13 protein-coding genes are annotated in these 13,245 nt (G+C 69.1%); 5 read left to right on the forward strand and 8 right to left on the reverse strand.

Annotated elements, in window-relative coordinates; translation table 11 throughout:
• Positions 1 to 77 precede the first annotated feature (77 nt).
• The 4 genes from ACYR7D_RS25990 (at position 78) to ACYR7D_RS26005 (ending at position 3,923) form a co-directional block, all read left to right on the forward strand.
• On the forward strand, positions 78 to 869 hold the full coding sequence (locus tag ACYR7D_RS25990; protein WP_459547137.1) for an SDR family oxidoreductase: 792 nt from the start codon (positions 78 to 80) through the stop codon (positions 867 to 869).
• A 10-nt stretch (positions 870 to 879) separates the two neighbouring features.
• Positions 880 to 1,965: an NAD(P)H-dependent amine dehydrogenase family protein gene (locus ACYR7D_RS25995; RefSeq protein ID WP_459547138.1), complete on the forward strand. Its 1,086-nt coding sequence runs from the start codon at positions 880 to 882 to the stop codon at positions 1,963 to 1,965.
• Between the two features lie 229 nt (positions 1,966 to 2,194).
• Positions 2,195 to 3,400 (forward strand): FAD-dependent oxidoreductase, encoded by a 1,206-nt coding sequence (locus ACYR7D_RS26000; RefSeq protein WP_459547139.1) that lies wholly within the window; start codon positions 2,195 to 2,197, stop codon positions 3,398 to 3,400.
• Positions 3,401 to 3,443: 43 nt separating this feature from the next.
• Positions 3,444 to 3,923, forward strand: a complete 480-nt coding sequence (locus ACYR7D_RS26005; RefSeq protein WP_459547140.1) for an NUDIX hydrolase — start codon at positions 3,444 to 3,446, stop codon at positions 3,921 to 3,923.
• A 109-nt stretch (positions 3,924 to 4,032) separates the two neighbouring features.
• Here ACYR7D_RS26005 and ACYR7D_RS26010 read toward each other — a convergent pair whose 3' ends face one another.
• The 8 genes from ACYR7D_RS26010 to ACYR7D_RS26045 form a co-directional block, all read right to left on the reverse strand.
• Complete coding sequence (locus ACYR7D_RS26010) at positions 4,033 to 5,178, reverse strand: acyl-CoA dehydrogenase family protein (protein ID WP_459547141.1); 1,146 nt, start codon at positions 5,176 to 5,178, stop codon at positions 4,033 to 4,035.
• 180 nt (positions 5,179 to 5,358) lie between these two features.
• Positions 5,359 to 6,258: a lysophospholipid acyltransferase family protein gene (locus tag ACYR7D_RS26015; protein WP_459547142.1), complete on the reverse strand. Its 900-nt coding sequence runs from the start codon at positions 6,256 to 6,258 to the stop codon at positions 5,359 to 5,361.
• Between the two features lie 124 nt (positions 6,259 to 6,382).
• On the reverse strand, positions 6,383 to 7,834 hold the full coding sequence (gene hflX / locus ACYR7D_RS26020) for a GTPase HflX (protein WP_459550294.1): 1,452 nt from the start codon (positions 7,832 to 7,834) through the stop codon (positions 6,383 to 6,385).
• A gap of 162 nt (positions 7,835 to 7,996) precedes the next feature.
• On the reverse strand, positions 7,997 to 8,899 hold the full coding sequence (dapF, locus tag ACYR7D_RS26025; protein WP_459550295.1) for a diaminopimelate epimerase: 903 nt from the start codon (positions 8,897 to 8,899) through the stop codon (positions 7,997 to 7,999).
• Between the two features lie 42 nt (positions 8,900 to 8,941).
• Complete coding sequence (locus ACYR7D_RS26030) at positions 8,942 to 9,775, reverse strand: TrmH family RNA methyltransferase (protein WP_459547143.1); 834 nt, start codon at positions 9,773 to 9,775, stop codon at positions 8,942 to 8,944.
• Positions 9,772 to 10,728 carry a tRNA (adenosine(37)-N6)-dimethylallyltransferase MiaA gene (gene miaA / locus ACYR7D_RS26035; RefSeq protein ID WP_459547144.1) on the reverse strand — a complete coding sequence of 319 codons (957 nt, stop codon included), beginning with the start codon at positions 10,726 to 10,728 and terminating at the stop codon, positions 9,772 to 9,774. Before miaA ends, ACYR7D_RS26030 begins: the two co-directional genes overlap by 4 nt.
• Positions 10,725 to 11,552, reverse strand: coding sequence for a class III extradiol ring-cleavage dioxygenase family protein (locus ACYR7D_RS26040; protein WP_459547145.1), 828 nt, complete (start codon positions 11,550 to 11,552; stop codon positions 10,725 to 10,727). The genes miaA and ACYR7D_RS26040 overlap by 4 nt, the downstream gene beginning before the upstream one ends.
• 32 nt (positions 11,553 to 11,584) lie before the next feature.
• Positions 11,585 to 11,761 carry a hypothetical protein gene (locus tag ACYR7D_RS26045; protein WP_459547146.1) on the reverse strand — a complete coding sequence of 59 codons (177 nt, stop codon included), beginning with the start codon at positions 11,759 to 11,761 and terminating at the stop codon, positions 11,585 to 11,587.
• Positions 11,762 to 11,820: 59 nt separating this feature from the next.
• Between ACYR7D_RS26045 and ACYR7D_RS26050 the strand changes: the two genes are divergently transcribed.
• Positions 11,821 to 13,209, forward strand: a complete 1,389-nt coding sequence (locus tag ACYR7D_RS26050; RefSeq protein WP_459547147.1) for a DUF349 domain-containing protein — start codon at positions 11,821 to 11,823, stop codon at positions 13,207 to 13,209.
• Positions 13,210 to 13,245 lie beyond the last annotated feature (36 nt).

Raw genomic sequence — 13,245 nt, forward strand, 5'->3', positions numbered from 1 at the left:
AACCTACACTGCATCGACTATTCGTCGATAAAACGTCGAATAGTCGTCATCCAGTGTAGTCGAGCGCAGGAGACGCCATGATTCTGGACCGGTTCCGACTAGACGACCGGGTCGCCATCGTGACCGGCGCGGGCCGGGGGCTCGGCGCCGCCATCGCCCTCGGTTTCGCCGAGGCCGGTGCGGATGTACTGATCGCCGCCCGAACCGAATCCGATCTGAACGATATCGCCGGCCAGGTGCGGGAGCTGGGCCGCCGGGCACATATCGTGGTGGCCGATCTGGCCGATCCCGAGGCCTGCGCCGCGCTGGCGACAGCGGCGGCGAACGAATTCGGCCGGCTCGATATCGTGGTGAACAATGTCGGCGGCGCCATGCCCCGGCCCCTCCTCGACACCACTCCGGAGGCGCTGACCCAGGCCTTCGGTTTCAATGTCGCCACCGCGCATGCCCTGGTCCGAGCCGCGGTACCGATCGTCCTGGACACCGCCGGCACGGGATCGATCATCAATATCACCTCCGCGGTAGGCCGCCTGCCGGGCCGGGCCTTCGCCGCATACGGCACCGCCAAGGCCGCGCTCGCGCACTACACCCGGCTCGCCGCGGCGGATCTGTGCCCCCGGATCCGGGTGAACGCCATCGCCCCCGGCTCCATCGCCACCTCGGCGCTCGAGATCGTCGCCGCCGACGAGAATCTGCGCGGCGCCGTAGAGAAAGCCACCCCGCTGCGCCGCATCGGCGACCCGGCGGATATCGCGACGACCGCGCTCTTCCTGGCCGCACCGGCCGGCGGCTATCTGACCGGCAAGGTGATCGAGGTCGACGGTGGCCTGATCGCCCCGAACCTCGAAATACCGATTCCGGACCTGTGAGGAGAGACCCGTGACCTATCGCGTAGTGCACTGGGGTACCGGCAATGTCGGCACCCACGCCCTGGCGGGAATCATCGCCGACCCGCGTCTGGAACTGATCGGCGTGCGGGTGTCCAGTAGCGCGAAGGCGGGCCGGGACGCCGGTGAGCTCGCGGGTTCGGATATGCGCACCGGGGTCACCGCCACCACCGATACGGCGGCGCTGCTCGCCGCGAAGCCCGATTGCGTGGTGTACACCGCGATGACCGACAACCGGCTCGTCGAGGCTCTGGCGGATCTGCGCACGATACTGAGCGCCGGGATCAATGTGGTGGCCAGCGCTCCGGTTTTCCTGCAGTATCCCTGGGGAGTACTACCGGAGGATATGCTCACCCCCATCGAAGAGGCCGCGGCCGCGGGTGGCGCGTCGCTGTTCGTCAACGGTATCGATCCCGGTTTCGCCAACGATCTGCTGCCGTTGACCCTCGCCGGCACCTGTCGGCGGGTCGATCGCATCCGCTGTATGGAGATCCTCGACTACGCGACCTACGACAACACGGCCGTGATGTTCGACATCATGGGCTTCGGTAAACCGCTGGACGAGACACCCGTGCTCCTGCAGCCCGGGGTGCTCTCACTGGCCTGGGGCAGTGTGGTGCGCCAGCTGGCGGCCGGTATCGGCGTGGAACTGGACGCTGTCACCGAAACGCACGAGCGGATTCCCGCGCCGGAGGATTTCGAGATCGCCGCGGGCAGGATCGCCGCGGGCACCACGGCCGGGGTGCGGTTCGAGGTGCGCGGGATGGTGGGCGACAGCCCGGTCACCGTGCTCGAGCACATCACCCGGCTGCGCGCCGATCTGGCTCCCACATGGCCGCAACCGGCCCAGGAAGGCGGCTCGTACCGAGTGGAGATCACCGGCGAACCGCACTATGCGATGGACCTCTGTCTTTCCAGTGACAACGGCGACCACAACCACGCCGGCCTGGTGGCCACCGCCATGCGGGTGGTCAATGCCGTGCCCGCGGTGGTCGCGGCGGCTCCCGGTATCCGGACGACCCTGGGTCTTCCCCTGATCACCGGTCCCGGCCGTCCGGCGGGAACAGCCCCCTCCTGAGACACCCGGCCTTTCTTCGGGGACTTCCGAGGTTCTTCGCCTGCGCTCTGGAGCGGGACGGAACGGACGCCTCTGCCCGTGAGAGCACAGGACTACCGCGACTGGACTCACCGCGATCACCGATCGTCAACCCGAGGTTGACGACGGCCTGTATCGTCAACTATTAGTTGACGATACAGGCCGAGGCGCGGAATGCGTTCGGCGCAGACCGACAGATCCAGGAGCGACCATGGCGGCGAGCCGAGAAACCAGCGGCCCGGACAAGACACCGGTCCAGCGAGCGGTCGTGGTGGGAGCCGGTATCGCCGGCCTGGCCGCGGCCCTGCGACTTCATCAGCACGGCTGGGAAGTGGTCGTGGTCGAGCGCTCCCCGGCCCGTCGCAGCAGCGGCTACCTGGTCAATCTGCACGGTCCGGGCTACGACGCCGCCGAGCGGCTCGGCCTGCTCCCAGCGCTGGCCCCGCGCGATATCGGATCCTTCACCTCGATCCTGGTGCACGCGGACGGCCGGGAGAAGTTCACCGTGCCCGGCGATACGGCCACGGCCGCCCTCGGCACCAGAATTCTGACGCTCTTCCGCGGCGACCTGGAATCGGTGCTGTACGACGCGGTGGCACCCGCGGTGACCATCCGGTTCGGCACCACCGTACGAAGCCTCACCCAGCATCCCGGCGCGGTCGACGTGGAACTGAGCGACGGGAGCGGCGTGCGGGCCGATCTCCTCGTCGGCGCCGACGGGGTGCGCTCCGGAATCCGCGCGCTCGCCTTCGAAGGCACCGACGAGTGCCTGGTCGACCTGCGGCATATGGTCGGCGCCTTCCCACTGACCCGGAGGCCCGGACAGGTAGCGGAAGGAGCCGGTACCACCTTCATCGGCCCCGGACGTACCGCGGCGGTGATGAACCTGGGACCGCGACGGTCCTCGGCGTTCTTCACCTACCGTTGCCCCGACCCGGCGGCCGAACTGGCCCTGGGCCCCGGCCCGGCGCTCGCCGCCGCCTTCGGCGATCTCGGCGGCGGCGTCTCCGACGCGCTCGACGAGCTCGCGGCCGACCCCACCATCGCGTACTTCGATTCGGTGAGCCAGGTCGTACTGGACCGGTGGAGCCGCGGGCGGGTGGTACTGCTCGGCGACGCCGCCTGGTGCGTCACCGTTTTCGCGGGCTACGGCGCGGCGCTCGCGCTCGACGGCGCGGACCGGCTGGGCCGCGCGCTCGCCGCACGTCCCGGCGATATCCCGGCGGCGCTGACCGAATGGGAGAGCTCGCTGCGCGCCGAGGTGACCAAACGGCAGGCACTGGCCCGCAAAGGTATGAGCCGTTTCGCCCCGCCCAGCCGGGCCCATGTCCTGGCCGGCGACCTGATGCTGCGCGCCCTGCAGTTGCCCGGCCTCCGGGGCCTGGCACACCGCGCCGCCCGGCGGGCGAACAACTGAGGTTCCGCCCCGGCTCCGCCGAGCACTTGAAAAGATGAACGGCATGCCGACCCCCGCCGAGGACCTCGTCACCGAAGCCGAACGCGACGGCGTACAACAACTCGTCGTCGGCGCGGTGGTCGAACACAACGGCCGCATCCTGCTCCTCCACCGCCCCGGCGACGACTTCATGGGTGGTATCTGGGAATTACCCAGCGGCAAAGCCGAACCCGGCGAAAACCTCTACCAGGCCCTCGCCCGCGAGGTCGCGGAAGAAACCGGACTGCGGGTCACCCGCATCGGCCGCTACCTCGACAGCTTCGACTATCGCTCCGGTAGTGGAAAACACAGCCGCCAATTCAACTTCGCCGTCGAATGCGCCGCTCCCGGGCCGATCCGGCTCACCGAACACGACTCCTGGACCTGGATCGCGCTCACCGAAGAACCCCCGGTCACCGAGGCCGTCGCGCAGACACTCGGCGTCTATCGAAGCCGGGCCGCGGCCCACGCTCTCGCGCCGGTGGAATCGAACAGTGAGGAATGAAAAATACCTGCACCCCGAGGGGTACAGGTATTCCCACTTTCCGATCAACGCCCCGGACCGGGACACAGACGAGACGAAGTCCCCGCCCGGGACCCTGGAATCCCGGTGATCAGGACAGTTTCAGCGACCGGCCGATGATCTCCTTCATGATCTCGGTGGTACCGCCGTAGATGGTCTGCACCCGGGCGTCCAGATAGGCCTGGGCGATCGGGTATTCGCGCATATAGCCGTAGCCGCCGTGCAGCTGCAGGCAGCGGTCGATCAGATCGACCTGCTCCTCGGTGCTCCACCATTTGGCCATGGCCGCGTCCTCGGCGGTCAGGGTGCCGGCGTTCAGTTCGGAGATGCAGCGGTCGACCAGCACCCGCACCGCGGTGGTCTTGGTGGCGAGTTCGGCCAGCACGAACCGGGTGTTCTGCAGGGCGCCGATCGGCTTACCGAACGCTTTGCGGTCCCGTACGTACTGGCAGGTGTGATCCAGGCAGCTTTCCATCGCGGCGGCGGCCATAACCGCGATGGACAACCGCTCCTGGGGCAGGTTCTGCATCAGGTGGATGAAACCCTTGCCCTCCTCGCCGAGCAGGTTGGCGGCGGGCACTCGCACATCGGTGAAGCTGAGCTCGGCGGTGTCCTGCGCCTTCAGCCCGAGCTTGTCCAGGTTGCGGCCCCGTTCGAAACCGGGCATCCCGCGTTCCACCACGAGCAGGCTGAAACCCAGGGCGCCCGCGTCCGGGTCGGTCTGGGCGACCACGATGACGATATCGGAGTTGATGCCGTTGGTGATGAAGGTCTTGGCCCCGTTGAGTACCCAGTCGTCACCGTCGCGGACCGCGCGGGTCTTGATGCCCTGCAGGTCCGAACCGGTGCCGGGTTCGGTCATGGCGATCGCGGTGATCAGCTCGCCGGAACAGAACTTCGGCAACCAGCGCTGCTTCTGCTCCTCGTTGGCGAGCTCCAGCAGGTAGGGGGCGATGACATCGTTGTGCAGGCTGAATCCGAGTCCGGAGTACTGTCCGCGCACCGATTCCTCGGTGATGATGGCGTTGTAGCGGAAATCCCGCACCCCGCCGCCACCGTATTCCTCCGGCACCGCCATTCCCAGGAAGCCTTGTTTACCGGCCTCGAGCCACACGGCACGGTCGACGACACCCTGCTCCGCCCACTGGTCGTGGAACGGCGCCACATGCATTTCGAGAAACTTGCGGTACGACTCCCGGAACAGCTCGTGCTCGGGCTCGAACAGTGTGCGCTCCACACCAACCTCCTAGTGAACACCGTGACGGGACCGCACCGGCCCCGTCGCTGTGTCCTACCGTACCCGGAGTGCGAATCGTTGTTTACTTCACTCTCGAAATCAGCTGGTGCCCCCGTTCGATCACCGGACTCCGGACCGCCCCTGCCATTCACCGGCGCGGGCGCGGGAAAGCGGAACGGCTCAGACCGGCAGCAATTCCCGCAGCCGTCCGCCGAAGGTCCGGCCGCGGTCGCGGTCTCGTTCACCGAACAGGAATGTCAGCTCCTCACGCACCGCTTTGCGCACCATCGCGGCGAGTTGCCCGGCTGCCTCGTCCAGGTCGGTCACCTCACGCCACGGCTCCGGCTCGATCGGCGAGCCGGCGGAGAAATAGAACCGCTCCGGACGCGGAACGGGGGTGGGGCCGATACCGCGGACCAGCGGCGGGGTGAGTTCGGGATGGATCCCCAGTGCCTCGACCAGGAAGCGTAGCGGCCGCAGTATCCGGTCGTCCTTGTCGGCGACGATATCGTAGGCATCGTCGATACCGATCATGGCTACCGGCACGATCGGCGCCCCGCATTCGATCGCCATCCGGGCGAATCCGGTGCGACCCTCCCAGCGCAGAGCGTACTTCTCACCCTTGCGGCGGATCGCTTCGCGCCCTCCGCCCGGGAAGACGATCACCGCTTCGCCCCGCTCGAGCAAGGTGCGGCAATTGTCCCGGGTGCCGCGAACCGACCCGTAGTAGTGCAGCAGGTGCCGCACACCGGGCGTGCGGATGAGGAGATCCTCGGCCAGGCCGCGGATCAATCGGCCGCGGGTGCGCAGTATCTCCGGTAGCAGCAGCGGCGCATCGATGAGCCCCAGCAGGTTGTGATTGGCGACCAGTAGCACGGGCCCGGTGGCGGGAATGTTCTCCAAACCGAAGAACGCGGGGCCGGTCCACACGCGCACCGGGGAGAGCGCCGCTTCGAGGATGCGCAGATCCCACTCGCTGAGATCGACCGACAGCGGAGCGCCATCGCTCAGCCCCGAACCGGCCCGCGTATCGCGTATCCGTTCGTCGCCGACGGTGGGGCGGCTGCCCATATATGACATGGATCCCTCCTGAAGTCGATTGATGCCGATTGTGAATCGACCTCGGGAAAGATCACCACCCGGATATGCGATGTTCCACATTTTCGCCGCGGCCAGGGGTGTGGCCCGGCGAAGCGGGTACTCGTTACGCTTCCACGGCCCCCGCGTGGGCGTATTCGGACAGCACCGCCGCGAGCGAGCGGGGCACGCGCGCCTGCACCCGGGTTCCGCTCTCGGTGTGCTCGGAACGGGTGATCCTGCCGTCGGCATGGATCCTGGCCAGCAGGTCGCCCCGGGTGTAGGGCAGCAGGACACTCACCTCGACATCCAGCCCGCCGAGCACTTCGCCCAGTCTGCCGCGCAACCGCTCGATACCCAGATCCTTGTGCGCGGAGACGAATTCGGCATCGGGCAACAGGGCGCGCAATCGCGTCAACTCCACCGGATCGATATTGTCGATCTTGTTGACCACCAGCAGTTCCGGCGGCGCCGGGTGGCCCGATTCCCGGACCACATCGGTGATCACCTCACGGACCGCCTTGATCTGCTCGGTGGGCAGCGCGTCGGAACCGTCGACCACGTGCAGCAGCAGATCGGCCCCGGTGACCTCTTCCAGAGTGGAACGGAAGGCCTCGACGAGCTGGGTGGGCAGATGCCGGACGAAACCGACGGTATCGGTGAAGACCACCTCGCGTCCGTCCTCCAGCTGCGCGCGGCGGGTGGTGGGGTCCAGGGTGGCGAACAAGGCGTCCTGGACCAGTACCCCCGAGCCGGTGAGGACGTTCATCAGACTGGACTTACCGGCATTGGTGTATCCCACGATCGCCACGGACGGCACTCCGCTGGAGGTGCGCCGCGCGCGTTTGGTGTCGCGGGCGGTTTTCATCTCGCGGATCTCCCGCCGGAGTTTCGCCATCCGTTCCCGGATACGGCGCCGGTCCGTCTCGATCTTGGTCTCACCGGGGCCGCGCAGACCCACACCACCGTTGCTACCGGCGCGACCACCCGCCTGCCGCGACATCGACTCACCCCAGCCACGCAGCCGGGGCAGCATGTACTCCATCTGCGCGAGAGCGACCTGCGCCTTGCCCTCGCGGGAGGTGGCGTGCTGGGCGAAGATGTCCAGGATCAGCGCGGTCCGGTCGACCACCTTGACCTTCACCACCTTCTCCAGCGCGGTCAGCTGCGCCGGAGTGAGCTCACCGTCACAGATCACGGTATCCGCGCCGGTGGCCAGTACCACCGCACGCAACTCCTCGGCCTTACCGGAACCGATATAGGTCGCCGGGTCGGGGCGGTCACGGCGCTGGATCAACGCCTCGAGAACCTCGGAGCCCGCGGTTTCGGCCAGCAGGGCCAGTTCGGCCATACTCGCCTCCGCGCGCGCCACACTGCCCTCGGTCCACACACCCACCAGCACCACGCGTTCGAGGCGCAACTGGCGGTACTCGACCTCGGTGATATCGGTGAGCTCGGTGGACAGGCCCGCGATACGACGCAACGCGCTGCGGTCTTCCAACTGGAGTTCACCGGTGGTGGGGTCGGCCGACCAGCCACCGCGGCCTCCGGCGGGCGTCTCACTGTCCTCGACGCTCATATCGATATCGTCGGCGGCGAAGACCGTATCCGTAGCGGCCGGTTCGGCGTCGAACGATTCAGGGGACCCGTTCGGGGTCCCGGAAATGTCAGCTTTTCTCATACACCATCCATGCTGCCACCGATGCGCTGGTCGGCGCATGTGAATTTACGGCGTGAACTGTTATCGGGCGTTCCACCAGTCCGCGGTCAACCGCCCGGTGGCGACCAGTTCGGAAGGTCCCCGCAGCTGGGCCGCCCCCGCACTCATCCCCACCCGGACCTGCCCACCGGGCACTCGCACGGTCACCTCCCCCGTCCCGGCCGCGAGGTCGAAACCGGTCGCGGCCAGCGCCGCGGCCGCGGCGGCGACCGTGCCGGTACCGCAGGAGCGGGTCTCCCCCACACCGCGCTCGTACACCCGCATATCGACCGCGCCGTCCGCGTCGAGCCGCGTGAGGATTTCGACGTTCACCCCGCGCGGGAACAGGCCGGGGTCGTATCCCGGGGGTGCCGACAGGTCGAGTTCGCCCAGCGCCTCGGCCGACAGGCCGCCGGCCACGCAGGCCAGGTGCGGGTTGCCGACATCGATCCCGAGGCCCGGATACTCCATGCCGGCGAGGGTGGCCGTCGACTCGCCCAGTACGCGGACCCGGCCCATGTCCACGGTCACCTCGCCGCGCATCTCGCCGGCGCCGTGCACGACGACCGGACGGGCGCCGGCCCGGCTACCCACCACGAACCGCCGGGTCTCGGCCAATCCCCGCGCCACCAGGTAATGGGCGAATACGCGGACACCGTTACCGCACATCTCGGCCACCGAACCGTCCGCATTGCGGTAGTCCATGAACCAGTCGTCGGACCCTACGCCCTCGGGCAGACTGCCGAGCACCCCGGCCGCCAGCAACCGCCCGGCCCGCGCGACGCGCAGCACACCGTCGGCGCCCAGCCCACGGTGCCGGTCGCACAGCGCGGCCACCCGGTCAGTGGTGAGTTCGAGCCGCACCTCGGGGTCGGGCAGCACCACGAAATCGTTCTGGGTGCCGTGGCCCTTGGTGAATTCGACGGCTGTCCCGATACCGGTAATGGGTTCGTCCTCTCGTGATCGGTCCACGGGCGTCCGGGGATCTCATCCGGCAAACGTCCGGCGCTGCCGGGATATTTCGTACAGTGCCACCGCCGCGGCCGAGGGAGCCCCCAGAGAGCTGGCGGTGCCACCCATCGGAATGGTGACGATGTCGTCGCAGGCGGCGGACCAGGCGGCGCTCATACCACTGGTCTCGTTACCCACGACCAGAATCGTGGCATCGCGCAGATCGTGGTCGAAGATCGCGCGGCTACCGCGCTCGTCGGTACCCACGACCCGGGTGGGGACCCCGCGCCGGACCTGCCGGTCCCGCAACCGCAGCACCTCGGCCGGGCCGGCCGCCCGCAGCACCGGCACCGCGAAGAGCGAACCGGTGGAGGCGCGAACACAACGCGGGTCGTACTGATCGGCTCCGTGCCCGGTCACCACCACCGCCGACGCGCCGAAGGCGTCGGCGGAGCGGATGAGAGTGCCGAGATTACCCGGCGAATTGGGCCGGTCGAAAACCACGATCACCGGTGCTTCGCCCGGTTCTCCGGCGCTGTAGGTGGCCAGATCGGTCGGCGCGTGTTTCGCGACGGCCACCAGTTCGGGCGGGTCACCGGCCTTCTCACCGAGGTCGGCCATCAACGCCGGCGCCAGCCCGACGGCCGGTACGGCGCTCGTTTCCAGGATCTGCCGCGCCCACGACGAGAGCGCCGGATCGCCCAGCCGGTACAGCAATGTTTCGAGTGGCCACCCGTGGTCGACCGCCTGCGTGATCGGGCGGACCCCGTGCACCAGGAAGCGGCCGTCCCGATGCCGTTTGGTGCGATTGTCGAGGTAGGCCGTCCATACCTGGACGGCGGCGTTACGGCTGTGGATCTGCCGGGTCACGGGCTGGTCGGCTCCTTCGCTGGGTGCGCTGCGGACCCGGCCGAGTCTGCCAGGAGCGCCAGCGCGGTCTCGGCGGCGGCCGGGTCCGCGCCGTCGATCCAGCGCACCCGGCGGTCGCGCCGGAACCAGGAGCGCTGGCGCCGCACATACCGCCGGGTACCGATGAAGGTGCGCTCCTGGGCCTCGGTCAGGTCGTACTCGCCGTCCAGGTGGGCCAATACCTGGGCATAACCGATCGCCCGGCGCGCGGTCTGCCCTTCCCGCAGGCCGCGCTCGGCCAGTTCACACACTTCCTCGACCAGCCCGCTGCCGAACATCCCCGCCGTACGCCGGGCGATGCGCTGATCGAGTTCGGTGGTATCGCGGTCCACCCCGAGAATCCGGGTTCCCCAGCGCGGGTCCCCGATCACCGGCGCCGATGCGGCGAACGGCCGGCCGGTGAGTTCTACGACCTCCAGCGCACGCACCATCCGCCGCCCGTCGGTGGGCAGAATCGTCGCCGCCGCGGCGGGATCCGCACGGCGCAACGCTTCGTGCACGGCACCGACCCCCTCCGCGGCCAGCAGTGCCTCCCATTTGGCCCGTACCGCGGGGTCGGTCGCCGGGAACGCCCATTCGTCCAGCAGCGCCTGCACGTACATCATCGACCCGCCCACGACGACCGGGGTACGCCCGCGCGCCATGATCGCCTCGATATCGGTGGACGCGGCGGCCTGGTAGGCGGCGACCGTCGCCGTCTCGGTGACCTCGAGGACGTCGAGCTGATGGTGGGGAATACCGCGACGCTGATCGAAGGACAGCTTCGCGGTCCCGATATCCATGCCCCGGTACAGCTGCATGGCGTCGATGTTCACGATTTCGCCGTCGAGCCGTTCGGCCAGCTCGAGCGCCAGATCCGATTTTCCGGTGGCGGTGGGTCCGATCACCGCCACCGGGCGACGCGGACCGCTCACCGGTTCACGGCCCGGGGTCGCCACAGCCCGGCGAAATAACCGACGCCGAACGGCGCGCCCCGGTATCGCTCGGTCACCTCGGGCGGCTCGGCATCACCGGCGAACAGGCCGGCCAGGGCTTGGTAGGCGGCGCGGCCGGTCACCATCAGGTCGGCGCACAGCCCGGGCTCGAGATCCAGCAAGGCGGACCCGTCACCCGTACCCAATGCCCGATCGAGGCGGTTCTGCACCGCTTCGGCTCGTTCGTCGAAATACCCGGGTGCCGCCGTCGACAGGGTCGCGGCGCCGTCGGCCACGACCAGCACCCCCCGGGGCCCGTCCGCGGCGTCGAGTTCGGCACGCAATCCCGCACCGATCTCCGCGCACCGGGGCGCGGGATCGCCTGCGGCGAGTATCCGTACCCGGACCGAGGCGTGCGGGGCCACCGCCCCCCGCAACCAGCCGGCGACCAGCACGGGCAACGGCAGATCGGGATCGGGTGTGTCCGGCGTGGCCGTACCGCCCAGCGAGACCGGAACATCGACGCCGAACCCGCGGAAGGTCCCGACGGTCTCGGGGCCGTAGCAGCCCGCGGTCGGCGCCACTGCGAGAACCGTCCAGTGCGCGGCGACCTCCGCCAGCGCCGCCCCCACTCCGAGCACGGCCGACCGGATATCGGTGTCCGGGCCCTCCGTCCGGGCACCCGGAGCCGCCGGGGCCGCTCCCCCACACAGTTCGGGAACCAGAATGGGCGGCGAGGGTATCAGAGCCGCGAGACAGAACACAGCGTCCACCGTAGCCCGTGCGATCCGGACCGGGATGCCCGGTGCCTGGCGCGTGAGCACGAGTGTCTCTCCCGGAAACCGGGTGGCAATTGCTAGGGTGCGAAGTATCCGGACAGGGTCGCGAGAGGTCCGGAACCGCAGGTCCGGCTACCCGCCACCACGACGGTGGCCGACCGGATCGCGGCCGGGCCGAAACGCGCACCGAGCAGCACGGTCGGATGAGTGGCCGTAGCCAGAATGCGCGGGCGTGGCCAGAATGAGCAGAGCATAGCCAGAATGTGCAGCGCGTAAACCAGGCAGCCGTGACGCGCGGCAGGGACGAGGAGCAATGACCCACAGCAACGGAACAGCCAAACCCGGCCCCGGCACGCCCGGTCGCCCGTCCGCCGCTCCCAAACCCGGTCACCGTCGCAAACCGGGGCAGGCCCATCCGACCCCCGCCGCCATGAAACCGGCCGCGCCGGCGGCAGAACATCCGCATCCGGTGGTGGTGCCCACCACCACCGACCCCAGTGCGTGGGGCCGGGTGGACGAGGACGGTACCGCCTGGGTGAAGACCGCCGAGGGGGAACGGGTGGTCGGATCCTGGCAGGCGGGAGACGCCGCCGAGGGACTGGCCCATTTCGGGCGCCGGTTCGACGACCTCGCCACCGAGGTCGCTCTGCTCGAGGCCAGGCTGGCCGCCGGGACCGATGCCCGTAAAACCAAGGCCGCCGCGCTCGCCCTCGCCGAGACGCTGCCCACGGCCGCGGTGATCGGCGATATCGAAGGACTGGCCGTCCGCTTGCGCGCCATCGCCGAGCATTCCGACGAGGCCGCCGCACAGGCCAAGGAGGAGAAGGAGCGCACCCGGCACGAACACACCGAGCGCAAGGAGGCGCTCGCCGCCGAGGCCGAGCAGATCGCCGCCGAATCCACCCAGTGGAAGGCCGCCGGCGACCGGCTACGCGAGATCCTCGACGAGTGGAAAACCATCCGCGGTGTCGACCGCAAGGTCGACGACGCGCTGTGGCGCCGTTATTCGAAGGCCCGCGAGGCGTTCAACCGGCGCCGCGGCGCCCATTTCGCCGAGCTCGACCGGGAACGCGCGGCCGCCAAGGTCCGCAAGGAGGAACTGTGCGCCCGCGCCGAGGAGCTGTCCGGCTCCACGGACTGGGCGGCAACGGCCGCGATCTTCCGGGAGCTCCTGCTGGAATGGAAGAACGCGGGCCGGGCGCCCCGGGAGGCGGACGAAGCCCTGTGGCGGCGGTTCAAGAGCGCCCAGGACGTGTTCTTCGCCGCCCGCAACGCGGCGGCTTCCGAACGAGACGCCGAGTTCGCGGACAACGCCGCCGCCAAGGAGGAGCTGCTGAGCAGCTACGAGCCGCATATCGACCCGGACAAGGATCTGGAGGGCGCCCGCGCCGCCCTGCGCGATCTCCAGGAACGCTGGGATGCCGTCGGGAAGGTTCCCCGGGAGCGGATGCACGAACTCGAGGGCAGATTGCGGGCGCTCGAGAAGCGTGTCCGTCAAGCCGCGGACGCGCAATGGCGGCGTACCGACCCGGAGGCTCTGGCCCGGGCGGCCCAGTTCCGCGAACGGGTCGCCCAGTTCGAGGAGCAGGCCGCCAAGGCCACCGCCGCCGGCAAGACCCGCGAGGCGGAAAAAGCTCTCGAACAGGCCCGGCAGTGGCGGGAATGGGCCGAGGCGGCCGAAGGCGCGGTCAGCAACCTCTGACGTTCCTACCGACCGGATGGCCGCGGCTCGTGACCG

The organism is Nocardia sp. X0981, assembly GCF_977089955.1.